Below are 24,760 nucleotides of genomic sequence, written 5' to 3'. Positions count from 1 at the left end.
CCTGCCGTCGTGGGGCACATTAGCGGGGAATCTATGGGCAGGAGGCTTTTTCCCCGGCGTGTCCGTGTCAAAGTGCCCCATTTGGTTGCCACGCGCCCAGGAAATAGCAGAAAGCCCGACGGCGGGAGGTCGCCGTCGGGCTTTCTGCTTTAAGTGTGGAGCGGGCCGGGTCAGCGGGTGCTGCCGGCCAGGAGCCCGCGGCGGCGCAGGAGCCGCTTCTCGATGGGGCCGAAGACCAGCAACTCGATCAGGATACCGACGGCGAGGATCAGCAGGATCGCCGCCATCACCACGGCCATGTCCGAGAGCTGGCGGCCCTGGTCCAGCAGGGAGCCCAGGCCGAAGCCGATGGTGCCGCCAACCGCAATGATTTCCGCGGCCATCAGGGAGCGCCAGGAGAACGCCCAGCCCTGTTTGAGGCCGCCCAGGTAGCCGGGCAGTGCGGCGGGAAGGATGACCTGCAGCGCCATCTGGAGCCGTGAGGCGCCCAGGACGGTGCCCACGCGGCGGTACTGCGGCGGGATCTGGTCCACACCCGAAATCAGGCCGTTGATGATGGAGGGGATGGCGCCCATAAACACCACAAAGTAGACGGTGGCGTCGGTGAGGCCGAACCAGATGATGGCCGCCGGCACCCACGCCACGGACGGCAGCACCTGCAGGCCGGAGATCAGCGGACCGAAAGCGCGGCGCAGCGGAGCGACCTGTGCCAGCAGCAGGCCCACGGGGGTGGCGATGGCCACACTGATCACGAACCCGGCGATGCCGCGCTGCAGCGACGTCCACACGGATTCCTGCACCTTGCCCTCGCCCCAGAGAACCCCCATCTGGTTCAGCACGTCCAGGGGCCCGGGCACCTGGTCGCGGCGCTTGAGGCCCAGGGAGACGTAGAACTGCCAGATCAGCACCAGGACCACCAGGGCCGCGATTGGCAGCAGGATGCGGGTCCAGTCGATGCGGTGCTTGCGGACGGTGTCGGACTGCAGCGAGTCGAGCCCGGATTCGAGCTCCCGCAGGTCCTCGTTGCCGGTGGAGGTCCGGGTCAGGGCGGCATGGACATGCTCGCGGTGTTTCGCGGGTCCGGTTTCGACAGATTCGGCCACCGGATTCTCCTCGACAACGGGGCTGGGGTTACTTGGCATGGCGGCGAATCTCCTCCCGCAGCCGGGCGGTGATGACCCCGGTCAGCTGGCCGGCGAGCCCGGCGTCGGTTCGGTGTTCCTCGGTGACGGCCCATTCCTGGACCACGCGGCCGGGCCGGGAGGACAGCAGCAGCACGCGCTGGCCCAGCCGGACGGCTTCGCGGACGTTGTGGGTGACGAAGACGATGGTGCGTCCGGTTTCCTTCCAGATGCGCTCCAGCTCGTCATGCAGCAGGTCGCGGGTGATGGCGTCCAGGGCGGCGAACGGCTCGTCCATGAGCAGCAGCTGCCGGTCCTGTGCCAGCGAACGGGCCAGGGACACGCGCTGGCGCATGCCGCCGGAGAGCTCGTGCGGGCGCTTGTCCCCCGCCGCGCCCAGGTGCACCAGTTCCAGGAGCTCCTGGGCCTTGGCCTTGCGCTCGGCCTTGCCCACCCCGCGGAGCTTGAGGGCCAGCTCGATGTTTTCCCGGGCGGTGAGCCACGGGAAGAGGGCGGCGTCCTGGAACATGAAGGCGGCGCCGTCGCTGGGTACTTCCAGGGCGCCCGACGTCGGCGCTTCGAGTCCCGCGATGATGTTCAGGAGGGTGGATTTGCCGCAGCCGGAGGCACCGAGGAGGGCAACGAACTCGCCCTGCTTGATGTTGGCGTTGACGTCGTCCAGTACCGGGGCGCCGTCGCCGAAGCGCTTGCCCAGGTGTTCCAGTACGACTGGCATGGTGCCGTCCTTAGGTAGTGGGGGTGGGTCAGTCCTGGCCGAGTCCGGCCGCAGAAATCTTGTCGGTACCGCCGGTGACCTGGTTGAGGGCACGGAGGTCGAAGAGGCCGTTGATGTCGGCCTTCTTGGTGGTGCCGGCCTCCACGCCGTCCTGGAGGAGCTTGGAGTAGCTGCCGGCCAGGGGGTCCAGGGTGAAGGTGATGTTGGCCAGCGACCTGGTAAGGACGTCTCCCGGCAGTGCTGCCCCGGCGGTTTCCTGCAGGGCGGAGTTGATGAGCTCCGCCTTCTGGCCGGCCGGCGCCGAATTGAGCCACGCTACCGATTCCGCGTTCCCCTTCAGCAGCGCCTTGACCGTGTCCGGGTGGTCCGCGGCGAACTTCTGGTTCACGATCAGGATGGTGGTGGGGAACTCGCCCGGCTTGCCGGTGCCGGTTCCGTCCCACAGGTCCTTTTCGTCCACCAGCACCTGGGCGCCGGCCTGGAGCACCAATCGTGAGGCCCACGGCTCAGGCAGCCACGCGCCGTCGAGCTTTCCGTCCTGGAACAGCTTGAGGGACTGGGCGTTGTCTGTGGGGTTGATGGCGACATCGCCGCTGCCGTCCACGTTGGTCTTGTAGCCCTGCTTGCTGAGCCAGGCCCGGAGGGCCACGTCCTGCGTGCCGCCGAGCTGCGGGGACGCGAGCGTCTTGCCCTTGAGGTCGGCGGCGGAGTTGATCCCGGGCCTGACCACCAGCTGTGCACCGCCCGCCGCGGCGCCCGCAATCACCCGCACGGACTGGCCCTGGCTCTTGGCGAACGAGTTGATGGCCGGATTGGGGCCGATGTAGGCGGCGTCGATGGCACCGGCATTCAGGGCCTCGATGGCTGCCGGGCCGGCGTTGAAGGTTTCGGTGCTGAGCCTGGTGCTGCCCAGGGCGTGCGCGAGGAACCCCTTTTTGAGGCCCACCAGGGCCGCGGCGTGGGTGACGTTGCCGAAGTAGCCCAGCTTCAGTTCCGCGGCCGGGGTGGGCTCGGCGGCCTGCGCCTCGCTGTTGCGGGAAATGTTCGAGGCCACGATGGCGCCGACGGCGATCAGCAGGACCAGCCCAATGGCCAAGGCAGCCTCGACGGCGCGCCTGCGCGTGGGAACCGCGCTTTCGCCTGCCACGATGCGGGTCATCCCGGGCTTGGAACTAGTCATTGTTTCACCATAGGGAGTGGCCCAAACCCGTTCAACGACGCGGAAACGGGGGGTCACGCACGTTCATCTAGCGTCACATTTGGCGCACTCCTGCCCTGTTTCGCAGATTCAGTTGCCTTTGACGTTGACCAGCTGCCGCAGCTTGTGCCGCACCGTGACCAGGTCCGCGGCATCCTGCATGACCTGGTCGATCGGCTTGTACGCGGCCGGGATTTCGTCAATGAAGGCCTCCGAGGCGCGGAACTCGATGCCCCGCATGGCCCGCTTCAGCTCCTCCAGCGTGAAGGCCTTCCGGGCAGCGTTCCGGGAGTACTCACGCCCCGCCCCGTGCGGTGAGGAGTTCAGCGACGCCGGGTTGCCACGGCCCACCACAACATACGACGCCGTCCCCATGGACCCGGGGATAAGTCCGGGATCTCCGGGGGCGGCTTTGATGGCGCCCTTGCGGGACACCCACACGGACTTGCCGTAGTGCGTTTCCTGCTCGGTGAAGTTGTGGTGGCAGTTGATCCGCTCGCGTTCCCGGACCGGCCCGCCCACCCAGTGGCTGAACTGGGTTGTTACGCGGTCCATCATCTCCTCCCGGTTCAGCAGGGCGAAGTGCTGGGCCCAGCGCAGCTCGGCAATGTACCGCTCGAACTGCGGGGTTCCCTCGTCCAGGTACGCGAGGTCCGGGTGCGGCAGGTAAATCTGGTTCTTGCGGCTGATATGCCGGGCGACGCCGATGTGGTGCTGGGCGATCCTGTTACCGATGCCCCGCGAGCCCGAATGCAGGAAGAGCCACACGCCGTCGTCCTCGTCTGCGGAGACCTCGATGAAGTGGTTCCCCGAGCCCAGGGACCCCAGCTGCAGCTCCCACTTGGGAACGTACTGGGCAGGGTTGAAACCGGCCTTCGCGGCCCGCTGCTTCAGCTCCGCGATCCGCGGCTGCGCCGTGGGAAGGACCTGCTTGTTGTTGTGCCCTGCCGATAAGGGGATGACCCGCTCGATGTCCTCCCGGAGGCGCTTGCGGTCCTTGGGCAGGTCCTTCACGGAGTACTGGGTGCGGACCGCGATCATGCCGCAGCCGATGTCCACGCCAACGGCCGCCGGAATGATGGCACGCAGCGTGGGGATGACCGACCCCACGGTGGCGCCCATGCCCAGGTGCGCATCCGGCATCAGCGCCAGGTGCGGGTAGATGAACGGCAGGGCCGCGGTCATCACTGCCTGCTCGCGGGTCTTGTCATCCAGGATGGACGCCCAGTTGAGGAGCTTCGGGCTGATGGTCTCCATGCTTTCGCCTCCTCTGACAACCTTACGAGACGGCAAAACCGCGGCTTGTTCGCGCGTCAGAACCTTCACGGTCCGGATCTGCGAACAAGCCGCGGTTTCGAAAGGAGTACCTAGATGCTGTAGCGCTCGTCCTCGTGGTCGCCCGGGTGGTCCTTGACCAGGCCGGCGGCCAGCGTGTTGCCGTCCAGCGGGTCGATCACCAGGAATGCGCCGGTGCGGCGGTGGTGCAGGTAGTTCTCCAGCGGCAGCGGGGCGGCGAGCCGGAGCTGCGCGTGCCCGATGTCGTTCAGTTCCAGGCTGGAGGCGCCTTCAAGCTTGAAGGTGGCCAGGTCCAGCTTGCCTGAGACGCTGCGGACCATCGCCTGCACCGTCCGGGTGCCGTGCTTGACCAGCACCTTCTGGCCTTCGCGGAGCGGCTTCGGGGACAGCCAGCACAGGGCGGCGTACAGGTCGGCGGAAGCCTCGCGGACGGTGCCGGCGGCCGCGATGGTGTCACCGCGTGCGACGTCGAACTCGTCCGCCAGCCGGATGGCCACCGACTGCGGGGCGGCGGCTTCCTGCAGGGAAGCCCCGGCAAAGTCGATGCCCACCACGGTGGTGGTCCGCGGCGCCTGGCCCGGTGTCAGCACGGACACCTGGTCCCCCACCTTTACGGAGCCTTCGGTGATCTGGCCGGCGTAGGCGCGGTAGTCGCGGAACGCCTCCACATCCAGGCCGGCGGCGACGGCGTCGGGGGCCAGGGCGCCCTGCGGCCGGATGACCAGCTGCACCGGGAAGCGGAAGCTTTCCAGGTGGCTTTCCAGTTCATCGGCGGCGGGCAGGGTCTCCAGGACCTCAAGCAGTGCGGGGCCGGTGTACCAGGGGGTGCGCTCGGAGCGCTCCACCACGTTGTCGCCGTCGAGAGCGGAGACCGGGATGACCAGGAGGTCGCTGATGCCGTCGGCGCCCAGGCCCAGTTCGCGGCCCACCTGCTGCACGTCGGCTTCGATCCCGCGGAACACGGACTCGCTGAAGTCCACCAGGTCGATCTTGTTCACGGCCACGATCACGTGCGCCACGCGCAGCAGCTGCAGCACGGACAGGTGCCGGCGGGTCTGCTCCAGCACACCCTTGCGGGCGTCAATGAGCACGACGACGGCATCCGCAGTGGACGCGCCGGTCACCGTGTTCTTGGTGTACTGCACGTGCCCGGGGCAGTCGGCCAGGATGAAGCTGCGCTGGTCGGTGGCGAAGTAGCGGTAGGCCACGTCGATGGTGATGCCCTGTTCGCGCTCGGCGCGCAGGCCATCGGTCAGCAGGGCCAGGTCGATGCCGCCCTTGTCGCCGCCGAAGCCGCGGTCGGCCGAGGTGCGGGCGACGGCGTCGAGCTGGTCAGCCAGGATGGCCTTGGAATCGTGAAGGAGGCGGCCCACCAGAGTGGACTTGCCGTCGTCGACCGATCCTGCCGTGGCGAAGCGGAAGAGCGTGGTGGGCAGGGCCGTTTCCAGGTCTGCCGGGAGAACTGCTTCGGTGGTCATTAGAAGTACCCGTCCTTCTTGCGGTCTTCCATGGCGGCCTCGGAGATGCGGTCATCTGCGCGGGTGGCGCCACGTTCGGTCAGGGTGGAGGCGGCGACTTCCACCACGACGTCGGACACGGTGTAGGCGTTGGATTCCACAGCGCCGGTGCAGGACATGTCCCCCACTGTGCGGTAGCGGACGGTCTTGGTGATGACTTCCTCGCCGTCGCGGGGCTGGGACACTTCGCCCACCGCGCGCCACATGCCGTCGCGGGCGAAGACCTCGCGCTCGTGGGCGTAGTAGAGGCCCGGCAGCTCGATGTTCTCGCGTTCGATGTAGCGCCAGATGTCCAGCTCGGTCCAGTTGCTGATGGGGAAGGCCCGGACGTGCTGGCCCACGGTGTGGCGGCCGTTGTAGAGGTTCCACAGCTCGGGGCGCTGGTTGCGCGGGTCCCACTGGCCGAACTCGTCGCGGAGGCTCAGGATGCGCTCCTTGGCGCGGGCCTTGTCCTCGTCGCGGCGGCCGCCGCCGAACACGGCGTCGAACTTGTTCTGCTGGATGGCGTCCAGCAGGGGGACGGTCTGCAGCGGGTTCCGGGTGCCGTCGGCGCGCTCGGCCAGCTCGCCGCGGTCGATGAACTCCTGGACGGAGCCCACCACCAGCTTCAGGCCCAGCCGCTCAACAGTGCGGTCGCGGAAGTCGATGACCTCGGGGAAGTTGTGGCCGGTGTCCACGTGCAGCACGGGGAACGGCACCTTGCCGGGCCAGAACGCCTTGGTGGCCAGGTGCAGCATCACCACGGAGTCCTTGCCGCCGGAGAACAGCAGCGCGGGCTTCTCGAACTCGGCAACAACCTCGCGGATGATGTGGATGGCCTCGGACTCCAGGGTGTCCAGGCTGGACAGGCGCGTGGATACGGCGGCGTCAGTCACCTGGGTCTCCTCGGTAAGTGAAGTGCTCATACGTGTAGTCCGCATTCTGTCTTGTCGGTTCCTGCCCAGCGGCCGGCGCGGGGGTCCTCGCCGGGTGCCACCTTGCGGGTGCAGGGCTGGCAGCCAATGGAGGGGTAGCCCTGGGAAAGCAGCGGGTTGACGGGCAGGAGGTTGTCGTCGGAGTACTGGACCAGCTGGTCGAATGTCCAGGCGGCCATGGGGTTGACCTTGACCAGGCCGTTCTTCTCGTCCCAGCCGATCAGCGGCGTGTTGGTCCGGGTGGGGGCTTCGTCGCGGCGGACGCCGGTGAACCAGAGCTCGTAGCCGGCCAGGGTGCGCTGCAGCGGGGCCACCTTGCGGAGGGCGCAGCACTGGGCGGCGTCGCGGGCAAAGAGGTCCTTGCCCAGGAGCCGGTCCTGCTGCTCCACAGTGTTTTCGGGGAGCACGTCCACCACGTTGACGCGGAGGTTCGCGGCCACCTCGTCACGCGTGGCGTAGGTTTCCGGGAAGTGGTAGCCGGTTTCCAGGAAGAGGACGTCGACGCCGGGCATCTGGTCCGCCACCAGGGCGGGCAGGACGGCGTCGGCCATGGAGCAGGCGACGGCGACGGCGGGCAGTTCGAAGTTGCGCTCCACCCAGGCGATGACATCGCGGGCAGGGGCGTCCCAGCCGAGTTCGGCCGCGCCGGCTTCAGCCAGCGCCTTGAGCTCCTCGACGGGACGCTTGGCGGGTGCGGGTGCCAGGTGTTTTGCCATTACTGCAATGCCTCCTCGTCTGCTGCGTGGGCCCATTCGGCGAAGGTCTGGCCTTCGGCACGGTCGGCCACGAACCGGCGGACCACCCGCTCCACGTAGTCGGGCAGGTCGTCCACGTACACCTTCAGGCCGCGGACGGTGCGTCCCAGCCCTGCTTCCTCGCGGTCGTTGGAAGCCAGGCCGCCGCCCAGGTGGACCTGGAAACCCGGGGAGGGGTCGCCGTCGGGCGTTGGCAGCATCATGCCCTTCAGGCCGATGTCCGCCGTCTGGATGCGGGCGCAGGAGTTGGGGCAGCCGTTGATGTGCAGCGAAAGTGCCTGCGGCAGCTGGCCCGAGCCTGCGAGGTCGGCCAGGCGGCGCTCCAGCTCGGCCACGGCCGTGGCGGCGGTGTGCTTGGTCTCCACAATGGCCAGCTTGCAGTACTCGATGCCGGTGCAGGCGATGGTGCCGCGGCGGAACACGGACGGGCGGGCGGACAGGCCCAGGGCGTCCAGTTCAGCCACCAGGGGCTCAACCTGTTCCTTCTCGACGTCCAGGACCACCAGCTTCTGGTGCGGGGTGGTGCGCAGGCGCCGGGAGCCGCGGGCCTCAAGGGTGTCCGCGAGCTTAACCAGCTGGGCCCCGGACAGCCGGCCGGCCAGCGGGGTGGCGCCGATGAAGAACTTGCCGTCCTTCTGCTCGTGCACGCCGATGTGGTCGCCCGGTGCGGTGGGCTTGGGCGCGGCGGGACCGTCGGCCAGCTTGTAGCCCAGGTATTCGTCCTCGAGGATCTGGCGGAACTTCTCCGGACCCCAGTCAGCCAGCAGGAACTTCAGGCGGGCCTTGGTGCGCATGCGGCGGTAGCCGTAGTCACGGAAGATGCTGGTGACGCCCAGCCACACGTCCGCGGCCTGCTCCGGCTTCACGAACGCGCCCAGCCGCTTGCCGAGCATCGGGTTGGTGGACAGCGCGCCGCCCACCCACAGGTCGTAGCCGGCGCCGAATTCGGGGTGCTTCACGCCAACCAGGGCGCAGTCGTTGATCTCGTGCACCACGTCCTGGCTGGGGTGGCCGGTGATGGCGGTCTTGTACTTGCGCGGGAGGTTGGACAGCAGCGGGTTGCCGATGAACCGCTCCCCCAGCTCCTCGATGAGCGGGGTGGGGTCGATGATCTCGTCCTTGGCGATGCCCGCCACGGGCGAGCCCAGGATGACGCGGGGAACGTCCCCGCAGGCCTCGGTGGTGGACAGGCCCACGCCTTCCAGGCGGTTCCAGATCTCGGGGATGTCCTCCACGCGGATCCAGTGCAGCTGGATGTTCTGGCGGTCGGTGAGGTCGGCGGAGTCGCGGGCGAAGTCCACGGAGATCTGGCCGATGACGCGCAGCTGCTCGGTGGTCAGGGCGCCGCCGTCGATCCGCACGCGCAGCATGAAGTACTTGTCCTCGAGCTCGTGCGGCTCAAGCGTTGCGGTCTTGCCGCCGTCGATCCCGGGCTTGCGCTGGGTGTACAGGCCCCACCAGCGGAACCGGCCGTGCAGGTCCTGGCCGGGGATCGCGTCGAAGCCCTCTTTGGCGTAGATGGTCTCGATACGCTCGCGCACGTTCAGGCCGTCGTCTTCCTGTTTCCAGGTTTCGTTGGCATTCAGGGGCGTCTTGCCGTCCACCTTCCACTGCCCGTGCGGCTTCGCAGCAGGACGGGACGGGCGGGCGGGGCGCTTGGTGGCAGCGGAGTCCGCGGACGCTCCGGCTAGAGCTGTATCAGTCATGCATCGACTGTAGGTCCCGCCCGAATTGCGTCACAAAGGGCCGGAAACGCTAAGTCACCTAGGGAAATATTTCGTCACGAAACGCCGGAGGGCCTTGAAGATGCCACCCTCCTGTGCATCCGCGGCGGGTGCGGCCGGGGCCGGTGCGGCGGCTTCCAGGGGTGCCGCTGCCGGTGCTTCCGCAGGGGTCCCGTTCATCGTTGCGACGGCGGCGTCGTACCTGTCCAGCGCGATCTCGGCGAGCACGGGGGACGGCAGCAGGGGTTCGGTCACGACGTCGGCTCCTGCCTTGGCCAGCTGGTCGTGGAAGAAGCCCGGCGCCAGGAGGTAGGAGGCAATCACCACCCTTCCGCCGACGTCGACGGCCCCGGCGGACTCCCCCGCCCCGGCACCTCCTTCAAGTTCCTCCCGAAGCATCGCGACGGCGTCGGGCACTGAGGGCTTGGCCGAGGCACCGTAGGCGGCCACGATCCGGTTGGACCGGAGCTCCTGGAGCTGGCGCAGCAGCTCCTCCACGCTGACGGCGGCGTTGGGGTTGGACGAGCCGGCGGCGGCAAGGACGATGACGTCGTTGTCCGTGGTCCCGGCTTCGCGCAGCCGCTGGTCCAGCAGTCTGGCGAGCCGCGGGTCGGGGCCCAGCGGTGCGGCGGCCGCACTGCCCGGACGGCTCTTCACGGCCCGCGCGATGTCCACCTTCACGTGGTAGCCAACGCTGAGCAGCAAGGGAACCACCACGGCGGCCTCCCCCTCCGGCAGGCCCGCCACCACATCCACCAGGTCCGGCTGCTGGACGTCCACATAGGCTTCCCGGACGTCGAGGCCTGGCCGCAGTTCAGCAATGGCGGCGCGCAGGGCGTTGACCTCCGCGGCCCCCTGTGTGTTGGACGTCCCATGGGCACAGGCGATCATGATGGGGCTGTTCATAGGGGCTAGCGTAACGTTGGAGCCGCCCTGTCCGCCCTCTTTGAAATACCGGGACGCCCCATGACATTCGCCTTTGACAACTCCCCGGTGTGGCTGGATCTGCTGGGCGTGTTTTTCTTTGCCGTCTCGGGCTCGCTGCTGGCGGCGCGGAAGCAGATCGACATTGTGGGATCGCTGCTGCTCGCTTCCCTGGTGGGGCTCGGCGGAGGCGTCATCCGGGACATCATCCTGGCCATTGTTCCGGCGGCCTTCACCAATCCGGCGTACCTGGCCCCGCCGCTGCTGGCCACCGTGCTGGTCTTCTTCCTGTTCTCCAGCGTGCAGCGCTACACGTCCCTGCTGATCCTGTTCGACGCCGCGGGCCTGGCCCTGTTCTGCATGACCGGCACGCTCAAGGCGCTGGCAACGGGCCTTAACCCGGTGGCGTCCGTGCTGCTGGGGGTGACGACGGCGGTGGGCGGTGGGCTGCTGCGGGACATCACCGCCAATGAGGTTCCCGAACTGTTCAACCCCAAGGACATCTACGCGCTGCCGGCATTTGTAGGGGCTGCCATGACTGCCGTGCTCTGGGTCTTCGGCGTGTTCAACGTCCTGACGGCGGCCGCCATCGCGGCAGTGGTTTTCACGTTCCGGGTCCTGGCGTGGCGGCGTTCCTGGCAGGCCCCCCTCGCAGTCCGCGGGTGGCACCGGCGCGGCACCGATCCAGGGCTGTGAGTGCTGCCCCGGTGTCATTTTGGGGTGCTCCGCATTGGCTAGGATATGAGCATGACTGACATGTTCCTCGAGAAGTTCCGTGCGCTTGTTCCGAAGTATCTCGAGGATGAATGGCAGGAAGAGGACGGCCTGACCCCGGAGGAACTGGATAAGGCCCTCGCCGGGCACCAGTTCCAGATCCCCCTGGTATTGCGCGAGTTCTACCTGGCCCTTGGCGGCTGCGAGGACCTCATGGAGGCCTACCACTACTTCTGGGACCCCGAAGAGCTCGAGGTCGACGACGAGGGCTTCCTCATGTTCCTCGAGGACGAAGAGGAACAGTTCACCTGGGGCTTCCGCGTAGGAGACCTCAGCGTCCCCGATCCCATCGTGTACCGCCGTAACAATGCCCGCGGCCAGTGGAAGTCCGAGGAAGGCACCTTCTCCGAATTCGTCTTCGACATGTTCGAGTGGGCGTTCGAGGACGAAGAGGAAGAGTAGGGACTCCCCGCCTCGGCTGGGCTGCCTTGCTGCGGTCCTGGGGCACTTTGACACGGACACGCCGTGATGCCAGCCTGTTTTGCCAACTGTCGCGGCCAAAGTGCCCCGCGGCCGCGGGAACTCACCGCGCACTGAATGATCCCCGCCGGCTCTGTTCCAGCACCGCCAGGACCTGGTCCACCATCACCTCGGGATGGTGGACCACATCCGCATAGCCGAACCTCAGGCAGAGACGCCCGCCAATCACTGTGGCATTGTTGCGTGCCCTGTCCTTCTTAACCTGCTTTGCCTTCAGGTGGCTGGCGCCGTCGGTTTCCACCACCAGGAAATCCTCAATCAGGAAGTCCACTTCACCCACCCCCGGGAGCTCCACGTGCCGGCGGACATGGAGGCCGGCCCTGTGGAAGTGGTAGTTGGCCAAGACTTCCAGGAGCGAGTCCGCCCGCGGAATTACGTGATCCAGGACTGACCGGGCACGGGCGTTGCGGTTCCCGGGAAGCTTGCGCCGCAGGAAGTCCACCGTCACATCTCCGCGTTGCGCGGCGCACTGGACCATTACCAGCGCCTCCAGTTCCGGCAGGCAGTGCAGGGCATGGATGAGGACGTCGGCCAGGCCTGCCACCGGCAGCAAGGGATGGACAGGGTGGCGGATCCGGCCGTGGGTGAGGGTGTCCGGCACTGTCTTCCTGTGCCCAGGGCTCAGATGGACCACACCCGCCTTCTCCAGGGTCCACAGCTGATAAACGGGGGCAGCGGAAAGGCAGGTCACGAGCGCATTGTGCTGCAGCGCCAAACCGAGCACGCCGCCTTCCACCGGCAGGCCATAAACACCCCGCCGGAACCTCACGATGAGGCCTGCTGCCAGGAACTTGTCCACCCGCGTTCTGGGGAACCCCGCCCGGTGCAGTGCTGCAGTCCGGGCCACCCCTCCCCGGCGACGGAGAAAAGCCTCAATATCCATGGCTCCACGGTCCCCTGCACCTTGCCGCAAGCGACAGTTCCGGGCCGCGCCATGTGGAGAACCTGCAGTCGTGGGGCACTTCGACACGGACCCGCCACGGGTTCAGCCCTGTATGCAGGGGGCGGCCCTCAATGTGCCCCACGACGGCCGCAAAGGCAGCCCTGAAAAATCTTTGACACCGGCAGTAACAAGGGACTTGCGCGTTATGACAAAGCTGTCATAAGCTATTCACGGATCCGCTAAACGCCTCCGGCGGGTCTGATGCGAACGGAGAGATGGCCCCGGTTCACAGCAGCTTCGGTTGTTGAGGACCGGGGCTGTCCCGTTAAGCGGGGGCACAAGAAGAAGCCCGGCACCAACTGGATGAACCAGGGGAACCGGGCTCCTAAAAACCAAGGATCAGCTGGCGCGGTCCACCACGGCCAGCGCGAAGTTGGACAGCGACTCCTTGACCACGCCCTCGGGCAGCGGGGCCAGGGCAGCGATGGCTTCGTCGGCCCAGCGGCGTGCCACCACCCAGGACTGAGCAGTGACAGGGTGCTCGCGCAGCCCGGCCACAGCGGCAGCCAGTGCATCATCAGAGGACAGGTCGCCGTCAATCAGCGTCAAAAGGTCGACGGCGGACTGGTCACCGTCAGCGGCAGCCTTGCGCAGGAGCAGGACGGGCAGGGTGGGAACGCCTTCACGCAGGTCCGTTCCGGGCGACTTGCCGGACTTCACCTTCACGCCGGTTACATCGATGACGTCGTCGGCCAGCTGGAACGCGACGCCCACCTTCTCGCCGTACTCCACCAGGATGTCCTCAAAGGCCTCGTCGGCGCCGGAGAAGATGGCACCGAACTGGCCGGAAGCTGCCACCAGCGAGCCGGTCTTGTCCGCGATCACGGAGAGGTAGTGCTCCACCGGATCCTCGTCAGGGCGGGGCCCCACCGTTTCGTGCAGCTGGCCCAGGCACAGCCGCTCAAACGTGCGGGCCTGGATGCCCAGCGCACGCCCACCGAGTTCGGACACCAGGATGGAGGCCCTGGCGAAGATCAGGTCGCCCGTCAGGACGGCCACGGAGTTGCCCCATACTTCGTGGGCCGTAGGGGCGCCGCGGCGGAACGGGGCCGAGTCCATGACGTCGTCGTGGTACAGGGTTGCCAGGTGCGTCAGTTCCACCACGACGGCGGCCTGCACCACTGCGGGCAGGGATGCGTCCCCGAGGTGGGCGCAGAGCAGGGTCAGCAGCGGCCGGATGCGCTTGCCGCCGGCTTCCACCAGGTGGCGCGACGTTGCGTCAGCCAGCGGATCCGAGTTGGCGATGGCTTCCCGGAGTTTCTTCTCCACCTTGGCCAGGTTGTTGGTGATGGCCGGCCCCAGCTCGGCGTCCCCCGCGATGGCCGCGAAGCCTGCCGGCAGCTGGAGGCCCGTGGCAATGGCGGTGGTGTTGAGGCTGGGTTCGGAGTCCGGCAGGCCGTGCCCGGCGTGCGTCCAGCTGTGGTCTGCGGATTTGGTCACGGGTTAACCCTAACTTTTTGTTGCGGATACCGCTGATTCGGAGCTGACGGGGTATTGGACGTGGCCGGAACCAGCGATTCCAGGACGCGGATCACCCGGTCCTCGAAGCCTTTGGCGGTGGGGTCCGTGAGGTTGGCAAGGAGCCTGACCACGAACCGCATCAGCACTGGGAATGGCATGCCTGTCCGCAGCGCGAGTTTCATGACGGCCGGCTTGCCGATCAGCGCGGCGAAGGCCCGGCCGAGGGTAAAGTGCGAGCCCCACTGGTCCCGCACGTAGTCCGCGTACAGCGAAAGGTGCGCGTCGGCGTCGTACGTTCCGCCTGCTGCCATGGAGCGCGAGGAGGCGTCGATGATGAACTCCGCGGCAAAACGCGCCGACTCCATCGCGTAGGAGATGCCCTCACCGTTGAACGGGGACACCATGCCGCCGGCGTCGCCCAGCAGCAGGAGTCCCGGCGAGTAGTGCGGGGTGCGGTTGAAGCCCATGGGCAGCGCGGCGCCGCGGATCTCCCCCACCTGGTTTTCCGGTGTGAAGCCCCAGTCGGCGGGCATGCCGGCGGTCCATTCACGCAGGACCTGCTTGTAGTCGAGCTTGCCGAATTCCTTGGAAGAGTTCAGGATGCCCAGGCCCACGTTGGAGGTGCCGTCGCCCACCCCGAACACCCAGCCGTAGCCGGGCAGCAGCTTGCCGTCACGGCCGGGAAGTTCCAGCCAGCCTTCCATCCAGTCGTCGTCGGTGCGCGGCGAGGTGAAGTAGGTGCGGACGGCGACGCCGAGCGGCCGGTCGTCGCGCTTCTGGATGCCGAGGGACACGGCGGTGCGGGTGGAGTTGCCGTCGGCGGCCAGGACGACGTCGGCACTGAAGTCGTGCGTCTGTCCCGTCTTGCGTCCGGACTCGTCAAGGAGCGCTGCGCGGACCCCGGTGACCCGGCCGTCGTCGTCCCGGAGGGCATCGGTGACGCTGTGCCGCTCAAGGATGGTGGCACCCGCGGCCTGGGCGTGCCGGGCCAGTTCCTCGTCAAAGCCAAGCCGGGTGCGGATCAGGCCGTACTGCGGGAAGTCGGACACCTCGGGCCAGGGCAGTTCGATGGTGCGGCCGCCGGCGATCAGGCGCAGGCCCTTGTTCCGCCGCCAGCCGTCGTTCTCAGGGTGCGGCAGGCCGAGCTTCTGGATCTCGCGGACGGCCCGGGGCGTGAGTCCGTCGCCGCAGACTTTCTCGCGCGGGAAGCTGGTTTTCTCCAGGACCGTGACATCGAGGCCGGCCTTGGCGAGGTAGTACGCGGCGGTGGACCCGGCAGGGCCGGCACCGACAATCAGTACCTTCACAGGTCAGCGGACGATGTTGCGGCGCAGCTTGGCCACCGGGCCCTTGTGCGCGGCGATGGCGGCAGCGCCGCCGTTGGACGGCGAGGCGGGCTTGAACGCACGGTGGACTGCCACGATGCCGCCGGTGAGGTTCCGGTAGGTGACGTTCTCCCAGCCGGCCTCCTGCAGCCAGGCGGCCAAGTGGTCCTGGTCCGGCCAGGCACGGATGGACTCGGCCAGGTAAACGTAGGCGTCCGGGTTGGAGGCGACCTTGACGGCGATGGCCGGCAGGGCCCGCATCAGGTATTCGGTGTACATAGTGCGCCACAGCGGGACCACGGGCTGGGAGAACTCGGCGATGACCAGCCGGCCACCGGGCTTGGTGACGCGCAGCATCTCCAGCAGCGCCTTCTTGGGCTCGTTCACGTTGCGGAGGCCGAAGGAGATGGTGGTGGCATCGAACGTGTTGTCAGCGAACGGCAGGTTGGTGGCGTCACCGGCAATGAAGTTGATGTCCGGGCGGCGGCGCTTTCCCACCTTGAGCATGCCCAGGGAGAAGTCGCAGGCCACCACGTCTATGCCGGCGTCGGCATATGGCTCGCTGGAGGTCCCCGTTCCGGCCGCGAGGTCCAGGACGCGCTGGCCCTTGGAGACTTCCATCGCGTCCACCACGATCTTCCGCCAGCGGCGGGTCTGCCCCATGGAGAGGACATCGTTGACGACGTCGTATTTCGGTGCGACGTCGTCAAACATCGTGGCTACTTCGTCCGGACGCTTATCCAAGGATGCTCGGTTCACCATGACATTGTCTCAAATGTTCCCGTGCGTGCTGACCAGCCCTTTTTTGCCCACTCAAGCCTGCATCAGGGCGCCGGGGAGGCCACCGTGTACGCGGGAGTAGTGTTGTCTCATCATGACGAGCACGTTCCGCACCTTGACAGTCCCCCTGGATGGCAAAGCGTTCCCCGGGGGGCTGCCTTCGTTTCTGGTCAGGGACGATGTCCTGTGCTGGACCCGCAGGGAAGCCGGGCTGGCCGGGTTTGGCGAGATTGCCCGCTTCACTGCCACCGGGCCGGACCGGTTCCTGGAGGCGGACATCTGGTGGCGGCACCTGGTCCTCGAGGCTGAGGTCGCGGACTCCGTGGAGCTGCCCGGCACTGGCCCCGTCGCCTTCGGCTCCTTTGCCTTTTCCAAGACTTCCGCCCACGAGTCGCGGCTGATCGTGCCCGAGATCGTGGTGGGCGTGCGGGACAACCAGGCATGGCTCACGCAGTTGACGTTCGACGACGGCCAGCTCACCGAAGAGTCGGCCCTCGCCGCACTGGACCGCTGGCTCAGCGGTGCTCCCGCCGAAGACCCGGACGTTGAAGGCACGACGGCGGCAGCGGACTCCGCCGGGGACGCTTCCCTGGGCGGCGTGCCCGGCAAGGCCCGCGGCGCCGTCGTACGCCCCCTCCCCCTGGCGGCCGGCGCAACGCTGCACACCGGTTCCCTCAGTGAGGAAGCCTGGATGGAGGCCGTGGCCGCCGGTGTTGCCGAGATCCGCACGGGGGCACTGGAGAAACTGGTGCTGGCGCGGGACGTTGTGGCTACAATTCCTTCCGGCGTACATGCCGCGGACGTGCTGCGCGAACTTGCCGCACGGTACCGCGAATGCTGGACGTACGGCGTGGACGGGCTGGTGGGGGCCACGCCCGAGATGCTGATCCAGGTGGAGGGCCGCACCGCGCAGGCGCGCGTGCTGGCCGGCACCCTGGACCGCCGCGACGCGCACGGCGAGGACGGTCCGCCCATGGATTACGCTACGCGCGTGCTCGCCGGCTCCGAGAAGCAGCGGCATGAGCACGAGATTGCCATCCAGTCCCTGACCAGGCAGCTGGCGCCGTTCTCGGAGGCCATGAATGCGCATGATGAGCCCTTCATCCTGGAGTTGCCCAACGTGTGGCACCTGGCCTCGGACGTCAAGGCGGAACTCACCGAGGTGGAGGGCCACGTGCCCACCTGCCTGGCCCTGATCAACGCCCTGCATCCCACGGCAGCTGTCTGCGGAACCCCCACCCTGGTGGCGGGCGAACTGATCCGGAAGCTGGAACATCTTGACCGCGGCCCCTATGCCGGGCCGGTGGGCTGGCTGGATGCCGCCGGGAACGGCGAATGGGGCATCGCCCTGCGAGGTGCGGTCATCGAGTCGACCGACACCGTGAGGCTATATGCCGGCTGCGGCATCGTTGACGGCTCGCAGCCCAAAGCCGAGCTGGCCGAAACGTGGGCCAAGTTCCGGCCCATGCTGGAATCGCTGGGCATCAAGAGCTGATTCTTCCCCGGACTGGGTACGAAGTCTGGGATCACAGACTCTTCCCGCTCCTAAAGGCTTGCTTTTGCCCCCGCTACAGTTATCCAATAGTGAAACTTAGTTGCGTGTGACGTACCTCTCTTGTTGAGCGTTACACTATAAGCCGCGTTAGTACCTCATAGCCCCTGCAACAAAAGGTAAGAAATGCAGACTCCCCGTACCCTCCTGGGCACTTCCAAGCTGACCGCTGCCACCATGATCGCCATCAGCGCCCTGGCCCTCTCAGCATGCACGAACGCCTCGGAAACGGGTCCCTCCGGCGCGGCCACGTCCTCAGGCAAGGCCAGCGCGAGCTTTGATCCGTCCACGGTTAAGAAGGACGACGCCCTCGCTGCCATGGTCCCGGACACCATCAAGTCCAAGGGCACCATCACGGTAGGCTCCGACACCAGCTACGCACCGGCCGAATTCCTGGGTCCGGACGGCCAGACTCCCGTGGGCTACGACGTGGACATCGCCAAGGCCATCGGCGCCACGCTGGGCCTCAAGGTCCAGGTCCAGACTGCCGAATTCACCGGCATCCTTCCGGCCCTCGGCCCCAAGTACGATCTGGGCATCTCCTCGTTCACCATCAACCCGGAGCGACTGGGCGCCGTGAACATGGTCAGCTACTTCAACGCCGGCACCGCCTGGGCCGTGCAGAAGGGCAACCCCAAGAAGTTCTCCCTGGACGATGTCTGCGGCAAGTCCATCGGTGTGCAGACCGGGACCGTCCAGGAAGACCCGGATCTTTCGGACCGCAACAAGAAGTGCGTCGCGGACGGCAAGAAGCCCATTGACATCGTCACCCTGAAGAACCAGACGGATGTGACCACCCGACTGGTGAACGGCAGCATCGACGCCATGACCGCCGACTCCCCCATCATCGGCTACGCGCTGACCCAGACCAATGGACAGCTGGAAAAGCTGGGCGACGTCTATGACTCCGCTCCGCAGGGCATCGCCGTGGCCAAGGCTGACACCGCCTGGGCTGAGGTCATCCAGAAAGCCGTCACCAAGCTGATGGAGGACGGCTCCTACAAGAAGATCCTTGAGGGCTGGGGCAACTCTGAGGGCGCCATCACCAAGTCCGAGGTCAACCCGGCGGTCAAGTCTTGAGTTTTCGCGTTACCGACGACAAGTCAGGCGTGCATATGGAACACCCTCAACACCGGGATGCGCCGGTACTGAACAAGTCAGTGCCGGTGCGCCACCCCGGCCGGTGGATCAGCGCCCTCATCATCCTCGCTGTCGTAGCAGTGTTCCTGCAGAGCCTGTTCACCAACCCCAACTTCCGCTGGGACGTTGTGGGCACCTACATCCTGGACGTCAAGGTGGTCCAGGGTGTGGGCTGGACGCTGTTGCTTACCGTGGCCTCGATGGTCCTGGCCATCGTCCTGGCCATCCTGCTGGCATTCATGCGCCAGTCCGACAACCCCATATTCCGCTGGTCCAGCTGGGTCTGGGTGTGGTTCTTCCGCGGCACACCCGTCTATACCCAGCTGGTGTTGTGGGGCCTGATTTCGGTCCTTTATCCCAAGATCAGTGCGGGCATTCCGTTTGGACCTGAATTCTTCAGCCTGGACACCTCCGCAGTCATCACTGCCACGGTGGCTGCCATCCTCGGTTTGGGTCTCAACGAATCCGCCTACCTGGCGGAGATCTTCCGCGCCGGCCTCAAGTCCGTGGACAGGGGCCAGCAGGAAGCCGCCGAGGCGCTGGGCATGTCCAAGGGCAAAATCATGTGGCGGATCATCCTGCCACAGGCCATGCGGGTGATCGTGCCGCCAACCGGCAACGAAACCATCGGCATGCTGAAGACCACCTCGCTGGTCCTGGCGGTCCCGTTCACCCTGGACCTGACATTTGCCACCAATGCGTTGGCCAACCGCACATATCTGCCCGTGCCGCTGCTGATCGTGGCAGCCATCTGGTACCTGGTAATCACCAGCATCCTGATGGTGGGTCAGCACTTCATCGAGGCCTACTACGGCAGGGGCGTGGACAACCAGGCCCCCGCAGCCGGTGTCAACCCGGCTGCTGCCAAGGCTGCCGCGGCCGGTGCCGATGCACACCGGTCAATGAAGACGGACTTCCCCGAGGAGAGCGCACGATGACGATCACAGCAGAAAAGCCGCTGGTCCAGATCGAGGGCCTCCACAAGTACTACGGGCACCACCACGTGCTGCGGGGCATCGACATGACCGTCAAACAGGGCGAGGTGTCCGTGGTGATCGGGCCTTCGGGTTCCGGCAAGTCCACCATGCTGCGCTGCGTGAACCTCCTGGAAACGATCAGTGCCGGGCGGATTTCCGTGGGCGGTCAGTTGATCGGCTACCGCGAGGTCAACGGCCGGCTCCACGACCTCAAGACCAAGGAAATCGCCGCCCAGCGCCGGGAAATCGGCATGGTGTTCCAGCGGTTCAACCTGTTCCCGCACAAGACCGCGCTCCAGAACGTCATGGAAGCACCGGTGCATGTGAAGGGCCAGCCGAAGGCCGAGGCCCAGAAGCGGGCGCTTGAGCTGCTGGACCGTGTGGGACTGGGCGACCGGGCAGGCCACTACCCGTCCCAGCTTTCCGGCGGCCAGCAGCAGCGCGTGGCCATCGCCCGGGCGCTGGCCATGGAGCCTGAGCTCATGCTCTTTGATGAGCCCACCTCGGCCCTGGACCCGGAGCTGGTGGGCGACGTCCTGAACGTGATGAAGGACCTGGCAAAGTCCGGCATGACCATGATCGTGGTGACCCACGAGATCGGCTTCGCCCGCGAAGTGGGCGACACCCTGACCTTCATGGACGGCGGCGTGGTGGTGGAGTCGGGCGATCCCCGCGAGATCATCGCCAACCCGCAGCATGCGCGCACCAAGGAGTTCCTCAGCCGCGTGCTGTAGCTTCGTCCGCTTTCGAAGCCCAAATTCCCTGGCGCTGCCGTTATCTCGGTAGCGCCAGGGAATTTGTGCTTCCAGAGGGAATATGTGGGTCGAGGACGTGCGCACGCCCCCCAGCGCTTACCGGCTGGCCAGCACGCCCTCAACTGCCGCGGCCACCGCTTCCTTGATGCGGGCGTGGAGCTGCCGCAGCGACCGGCGGTCCGTCCGGACCTCCACGATGCTGCGCCCCTGCACAGGCCGGGCCAGCGCTTCGGCGAGTCCCGCCGTCGTACTTACCAGTGAATGTGCGACGCCGTACGCTGCGGCGAGTGCCGCGATGTCCACTGAGTGCGGCGTACCGAAGAGGCGCTCGACGACGTCCCCGTAGCGGCCGCCCTCCTGGATTCCCCCGTGCTCCAGCAGCCCGAAGATGGCGCCACCGGAATCATTGAGGACCACGATCCGCAGGTCCGGCTGCTCCTCCCCCGCGCCGAGGAGGAGTCCGCCGGCGTCATGGAGGAAGGTCACGTCGCCCATGAGGGCGGTGGTCTCCTGCCGGCCGCCCAGCGCAATGCCGGTTGCTGTGGAAATGGTGCCGTCGATCCCGGCAAGGCCCCGGTTTGCGTAGACGGTGGCGGACGGATCAGTGGCGGGCACGCCGGCCAGGTCCACATCCCGGATGCCATTGGAGGACCCGAGCAGCAGCTGGCCGCGTGCATGCTTCCAGACCTGTGAGGCAACGGAGGGGCCGGTGGCGGCGGCCTCTGCGGAGACCACCTGGTCCAGGGCATGCTGGGCAGCCGAGCCGGCGAGGAGCCAGGTGTCCAGCCAGGCGGAGGTGCCCCGGCCGGCGAAATCGGCAAGGTCGGCCAGGTTCTCCAGCGGCAGCTCGGTGCGCCGGCCAGGCTCGTACCATGCGACCGGAACCGGCTGGTACAGGGCGGATTCAACATCGTCGCGGGCCAGCAGCGCGGCCACGGGACGGGACAGGGTGGGCCGGCCGAACAGCACCACGCGCTCAATCGGCTGCGCCGAGCTGGGTCCGAAATGCTCCAGCAGCAGCCGGTACGGGCCCACGGCGTTGGGTCCGAACCGGGAATTGGAGGACGGTTCGGCGAGCAGCGGCAGGTTGTGGGCGCGGGCGAACGCCTCGGCGACCGGCCCGGCGTCGTGCCCTGCCAGCACCACGGTGCGCCGCTCCGGCAGGCTGTCCGCTGCCGGGGGCAGGTTCATGACCAGGGGCTCGGTGCCCACCCGGTAGCGCGTCCGTTCCACCGCTTCCGGCAGACCTTCTTCGGGGGACGGGACCAGGGGGTCGCGGAACGCGAGGTTCAGCTGGACCGGGCCCGGCGGCAGGTCCGGGAAGGCGCCGGTTGCCGCGGAAAGCCCGGTTTGAATGGCCCGCTCCGGACTGGTTCCGGCGGGTATGTCGGCCGCGAACCGGACCTGGTCACCGAACAGGTCCGGCTGCACGGTGGTCTGGTTGGCGCCGGTTCCGCGCAGCTCCTCCGGCCGGTCCGCGGACAGGACGATGAGCGGGACGGCGGCGTGGTTGGCCTCCATCACCGCCGGCATCAGGTTTCCGACGGCGGTCCCGGACGTGGTGAGCACGGCTGCGGGCGAGCCGGTGGACAGGGCCAGGCCCAGGGCCGTGAACCCGGCGGACCGTTCGTCGATCCGGACCAGCAGGTCCACCCGGCCAGCCGCGGAGGCCTCGGCCAGGGCGTACGCCATGGGGGCCGACCGGGAACCAGGCGATACCACCACGTGCCGCACACCGCCGTCGAGCAGGACGTCGACGGCGATCCGCGCCGCAGCCAGGGCGCTCAACTGGGCTTCCGGGTCATCCCCGTCAGGGAATCCAGGGGTGGCCTCCGGGGCAGGTTCGTTCGGCAAAGTCACCCAACCAGTCTGCCACCCCGCGACGCCCGCTCATGTATGGCAAACAATCTCCCAACCCCCGCTCACCTTTGGTCGCCCAAAACCAAACGCCCGCTCACCTCCGGGCCCCATTAGGAGTCAAAGGTGAGCGGGCGTTTCCAGAAAACCCGTCAAAGGTGAGCGGGCGTTTCCAGTCTTAAGGAAGACTAGCCGCGGAACACCTGGACCACCGCGGGACGGGGCGCGCGCACCTGGCCGGGTGCCGGCGTCGTGCCTGCCGGGACGTAGTCCGGGAAGTAGGAGTGCGGCGCCTCGAAGGTGCCTTCCTCGCCCGGGTGCTGCACGGAGACGAACACCATGCGCTCGTCGTCGTGGATGACCGGGCCGCAGGTTTCGGCGTCGCGGGGAACGGAGAGGAACTGCTCCACCTTGCCGCGCTCGGCGCCGTCCAAGGTGACCTTGAAGAGGCCGTCGTTGTAGCCGATGCCGGACGGCGCGCCGTCGGTGGAGATCCAGAGGTTGCCCACGGAGTCGAAGGCCACGTTGTCCGGGCAGGAGATGGGCGAGACCTTGTCCGCCGGGTAGCCGGAGAAGTACGTGACGTCGCCCTGGGCGGGGTCGCCGCAGACCATCAGGAGGGTCCAGTTGAACTTGGTGGAGGTCTGGTCGCCGGTTTCGGTGATTTCCACGATGTGCCCGTCGCGGTTCTGGGTGCGCGGGTTGACTTCGGTGGCGCCCTCCTTGGTGCCGGTGCCGCGGTCCGAGTTGTTGGTGCAGACCACGTAGACCTTGCCGGTGTGCAGGCTGGGCTGGACGTCCTCGCACCGGTCCATCTTGGTGGGTCCCACCTTGTCCGCGGCCAGTCGGGTGTACACCAGGACCTCCTCGACGGACATGCCGGGCACGGCGGACTTGCCGCCGACCACCAGGGGCAGCCATTCGCCGGTGCCGTCGAACGCGCCGTCGGCGGGAAGCGCCCCGGTTCCGGTGATTTCCGCGGCGGGCGAGTTGCCGGTGAACTTGGCGACGTACAGATCGCCCTCGGACAGCAGGTCCATGTTGTGCCTGCGGTCGCCCTCACGGTACTTCTCCGCCGAGACGAACTTGTAGAGGTAGTCGAACTTCTCGTCGTCGCCCATGTAGGCCACCACGTGACCGGATTCGGCCACGATCACGTTGGCACCCTCGTGCTTGAAGCGGCCCATCGCGGAGCGCTTCTTGGGCGTTGAGGTGGGGTCGAAGGGGTCGACTTCCACGATCCAGCCGAAGCGGTTGGTTTCGTTTTCGTAGCCGGCGTTGCGGGTGTCGAAGCGGGGATCGTCCAGCTCCCACTTGCGGGCGGTGGGCTTGGCGGTGAGGCCGTAGCGCTTGTCGCTGGCGGAAGTGCCGCCGGCCACGAAGTAGCCGTTGAAGTTTTCCTCGCCGGAGAGGATGGTGCCCCAGGGGGTGGTGCCGCCGGAGCAGTTGCCGAACGTGCCTTTGATGGCGCGGCCGGAGGGATCGGCGACGGTTTTGACGAGGGCCGAGCCGGCGACGGGGCCGGTCAGTTCGAAGGTGGTATCGGAGAGGTAGCGGCGGTTCAGCGGGGCGCCCTTGACGTAGCTCCACGGCTTGGTGGTGTTCTTGCGCTCGAGTTCCACCACGGCCAGGCCGTGCGCTGCGCGGCCGATGGCACGGGTTTCGGCGGCGTCGTAGCCGGCCGGGACCATGATGTTCTCGTTGGTGTATTCGTGGTTGGTGAACAGTACCGCGCGGCGGCCCTTGCTGCCCGGGATTTCCACGATGTCCGTGTAGTCGTTGTTGTAGCCGAACTGGCGGGCCTGGGCTGCGGCAGTCTGGTTGTTGAGGTCGAAGTCCGGCGAGTCAGCGAACAGCGGGTCGCCCCAGCGGATGATCGGCTGCCATGTGAAACCTTCCGGAACGGTGAAGGCGTCGACGGCTTTGTCCACGGGCTTGATGGCGGTGAACTGCAGCTTGGAGTTGCCGAAGCCTTCCTTGGCGGCCTTGGACAGGCCCGCAGCGGAGGCGGGTTCGGCGGAGCTCACCGCGGAACCGAGGACGACGGCGAGTGCACCGGCGGCTCCCATGCCCAGGGCGGCGCGGCGGGACAGGGTGGCGGAGGCGATGTCGCGGAAGTAGCTGTTGGAGCTGGTGTTGCAGACGTCACCGGCGCAGGCGTTGTCGCACTTGAGCGCGCAGGTGACGGGGCTGCGCTTGCCCTTGGTATGGCCGAGCATGGGCAGCAGGGTGAACTTGCGGGCAGTTTCAGACATGGGAACCTTCCAAGAATTCTCGCTGGGGTGCCCGATCACCCTTCCAGCCGGTTCCTACAGGAAGCCATCAATTGGATGAAGTTATGGTGAACCGCCCGTGACCTGCAGGAACGTTTCATCCGTCAATGCAGGTGGTACCGCCCGTTCCGTGGGTTGGCTGAGCATGCCGCGGCTGCTTCCCGCTGGCGGTGGGCGGACTTAAAATTGGAGTGCTGGGCGGACGGCGCCATCAGAGGTTTGGCCGGACACGGCGCTGCAGGCGGCCCAAACACGTCA

21 protein-coding genes are annotated in these 24,760 nt (G+C 67.1%); 6 read left to right on the top strand and 15 right to left on the bottom strand.

All coding sequences use genetic code 11. The annotated features are described in order from the left end of the window. Positions 1 to 170 precede the first annotated feature (170 nt). The 9 genes from ACV095_RS05210 to ACV095_RS05170 all read right to left on the bottom strand — a co-directional run bounded on the left by ACV095_RS05210 (position 171) and on the right by ACV095_RS05170 (position 10,167). Positions 171 to 1,142 (bottom strand): ABC transporter permease, encoded by a 972-nt coding sequence (locus ACV095_RS05210; protein WP_478223060.1) that lies wholly within the window; start codon positions 1,140 to 1,142, stop codon positions 171 to 173. Further along, positions 1,132 to 1,857 carry an ABC transporter ATP-binding protein gene (locus ACV095_RS05205; RefSeq protein ID WP_478223059.1) on the bottom strand — a complete coding sequence of 242 codons (726 nt, stop codon included), beginning with the start codon at positions 1,855 to 1,857 and terminating at the stop codon, positions 1,132 to 1,134. The genes ACV095_RS05210 and ACV095_RS05205 overlap by 11 nt, the downstream gene beginning before the upstream one ends. 28 nt (positions 1,858 to 1,885) lie before the next feature. After that, positions 1,886 to 3,016, bottom strand: a complete 1,131-nt coding sequence (locus tag ACV095_RS05200) for an ABC transporter substrate-binding protein (protein ID WP_478223419.1) — start codon at positions 3,014 to 3,016, stop codon at positions 1,886 to 1,888. A 129-nt stretch (positions 3,017 to 3,145) separates the two neighbouring features. Then, the gene (locus ACV095_RS05195) at positions 3,146 to 4,312 is read right to left on the bottom strand and encodes an RtcB family protein (protein ID WP_268001787.1); all 1,167 of its coding nucleotides are present in this window, start codon (positions 4,310 to 4,312) and stop codon (positions 3,146 to 3,148) included. A 110-nt stretch (positions 4,313 to 4,422) separates the two neighbouring features. Continuing rightward, the gene (locus ACV095_RS05190) at positions 4,423 to 5,829 is read right to left on the bottom strand and encodes a sulfate adenylyltransferase subunit 1 (RefSeq protein ID WP_056393001.1); all 1,407 of its coding nucleotides are present in this window, start codon (positions 5,827 to 5,829) and stop codon (positions 4,423 to 4,425) included. Beyond that, entirely contained in the window at positions 5,829 to 6,773 is a 945-nt protein-coding gene (cysD, locus tag ACV095_RS05185; RefSeq protein ID WP_018769004.1) for a sulfate adenylyltransferase subunit CysD, read from the bottom strand. The genes ACV095_RS05190 and cysD overlap by 1 nt, the downstream gene beginning before the upstream one ends. Next, positions 6,770 to 7,498 (bottom strand): phosphoadenylyl-sulfate reductase, encoded by a 729-nt coding sequence (locus ACV095_RS05180; RefSeq protein ID WP_018769003.1) that lies wholly within the window; start codon positions 7,496 to 7,498, stop codon positions 6,770 to 6,772. Before ACV095_RS05180 ends, cysD begins: the two co-directional genes overlap by 4 nt. Continuing rightward, complete coding sequence (locus tag ACV095_RS05175) at positions 7,498 to 9,243, bottom strand: nitrite/sulfite reductase (RefSeq protein WP_056393000.1); 1,746 nt, start codon at positions 9,241 to 9,243, stop codon at positions 7,498 to 7,500. The genes ACV095_RS05180 and ACV095_RS05175 overlap by 1 nt, the downstream gene beginning before the upstream one ends. Before the next feature lie 54 nt (positions 9,244 to 9,297). After that, the gene (locus tag ACV095_RS05170) at positions 9,298 to 10,167 is read right to left on the bottom strand and encodes a sirohydrochlorin chelatase (RefSeq protein WP_018769001.1); all 870 of its coding nucleotides are present in this window, start codon (positions 10,165 to 10,167) and stop codon (positions 9,298 to 9,300) included. A gap of 60 nt (positions 10,168 to 10,227) precedes the next feature. Here ACV095_RS05170 and ACV095_RS05165 point away from each other — a divergent pair, with 60 nt between their 5' ends. Beyond that, positions 10,228 to 10,881 carry a trimeric intracellular cation channel family protein gene (locus ACV095_RS05165; RefSeq protein WP_018769000.1) on the top strand — a complete coding sequence of 218 codons (654 nt, stop codon included), beginning with the start codon at positions 10,228 to 10,230 and terminating at the stop codon, positions 10,879 to 10,881. 51 nt (positions 10,882 to 10,932) lie between these two features. Beyond that, a complete protein-coding gene (locus tag ACV095_RS05160; protein ID WP_056392997.1) occupies positions 10,933 to 11,361 on the top strand; it encodes a hypothetical protein in 429 nt (142 codons plus the stop codon). Positions 11,362 to 11,482: 121 nt separating this feature from the next. Here the strand turns inward: ACV095_RS05160 and ACV095_RS05155 are convergent, their stop codons facing one another. The 4 genes from ACV095_RS05155 to ACV095_RS05140 all read right to left on the bottom strand — a co-directional run bounded on the left by ACV095_RS05155 (position 11,483) and on the right by ACV095_RS05140 (position 15,927). Further along, positions 11,483 to 12,322 carry a type IV toxin-antitoxin system AbiEi family antitoxin domain-containing protein gene (locus ACV095_RS05155; RefSeq protein WP_478223058.1) on the bottom strand — a complete coding sequence of 280 codons (840 nt, stop codon included), beginning with the start codon at positions 12,320 to 12,322 and terminating at the stop codon, positions 11,483 to 11,485. 399 nt (positions 12,323 to 12,721) lie between these two features. Then, positions 12,722 to 13,822 (bottom strand): polyprenyl synthetase family protein, encoded by a 1,101-nt coding sequence (locus ACV095_RS05150; protein ID WP_056392994.1) that lies wholly within the window; start codon positions 13,820 to 13,822, stop codon positions 12,722 to 12,724. Further along, a complete protein-coding gene (locus ACV095_RS05145) occupies positions 13,819 to 15,150 on the bottom strand; it encodes a geranylgeranyl reductase family protein (RefSeq protein WP_478223057.1) in 1,332 nt (443 codons plus the stop codon). The genes ACV095_RS05150 and ACV095_RS05145 overlap by 4 nt, the downstream gene beginning before the upstream one ends. Positions 15,151 to 15,153: 3 nt before the next feature. Then, positions 15,154 to 15,927, bottom strand: coding sequence for a demethylmenaquinone methyltransferase (locus ACV095_RS05140; RefSeq protein ID WP_377204606.1), 774 nt, complete (start codon positions 15,925 to 15,927; stop codon positions 15,154 to 15,156). A gap of 115 nt (positions 15,928 to 16,042) precedes the next feature. Between ACV095_RS05140 and ACV095_RS05135 the strand changes: the two genes are divergently transcribed. From ACV095_RS05135 to ACV095_RS05120, 4 genes are all read left to right on the top strand, one after another. After that, complete coding sequence (locus ACV095_RS05135; RefSeq protein WP_018768628.1) at positions 16,043 to 17,443, top strand: isochorismate synthase; 1,401 nt, start codon at positions 16,043 to 16,045, stop codon at positions 17,441 to 17,443. 183 nt (positions 17,444 to 17,626) lie between these two features. Further along, positions 17,627 to 18,580: an ABC transporter substrate-binding protein gene (locus ACV095_RS05130; protein WP_478223056.1), complete on the top strand. Its 954-nt coding sequence runs from the start codon at positions 17,627 to 17,629 to the stop codon at positions 18,578 to 18,580. Positions 18,581 to 18,615: 35 nt separating this feature from the next. Next, positions 18,616 to 19,578 (top strand): amino acid ABC transporter permease, encoded by a 963-nt coding sequence (locus ACV095_RS05125; RefSeq protein ID WP_018768630.1) that lies wholly within the window; start codon positions 18,616 to 18,618, stop codon positions 19,576 to 19,578. Then, a complete protein-coding gene (locus ACV095_RS05120) occupies positions 19,575 to 20,351 on the top strand; it encodes an amino acid ABC transporter ATP-binding protein (RefSeq protein ID WP_018768631.1) in 777 nt (258 codons plus the stop codon). Before ACV095_RS05125 ends, ACV095_RS05120 begins: the two co-directional genes overlap by 4 nt. A 117-nt stretch (positions 20,352 to 20,468) precedes the next feature. On the opposite strand, the gene menD is transcribed toward ACV095_RS05120, so the two are convergent. Together menD and ACV095_RS05110 are read right to left on the bottom strand one after the other, a co-directional pair. Then, positions 20,469 to 22,226 (bottom strand): 2-succinyl-5-enolpyruvyl-6-hydroxy-3-cyclohexene-1-carboxylic-acid synthase, encoded by a 1,758-nt coding sequence (gene menD, locus ACV095_RS05115; RefSeq protein WP_478223418.1) that lies wholly within the window; start codon positions 22,224 to 22,226, stop codon positions 20,469 to 20,471. A 191-nt stretch (positions 22,227 to 22,417) separates the two neighbouring features. After that, the gene (locus ACV095_RS05110) at positions 22,418 to 24,484 is read right to left on the bottom strand and encodes a PhoX family protein (protein WP_478223055.1); all 2,067 of its coding nucleotides are present in this window, start codon (positions 24,482 to 24,484) and stop codon (positions 22,418 to 22,420) included. Positions 24,485 to 24,760 lie beyond the last annotated feature (276 nt).

This window comes from Arthrobacter sp. JDC6 (genome assembly GCF_056484025.1).
Note: the sequence above shows the minus strand (reverse complement) of the source record. Positions and strands in the feature narration are given on the sequence as shown.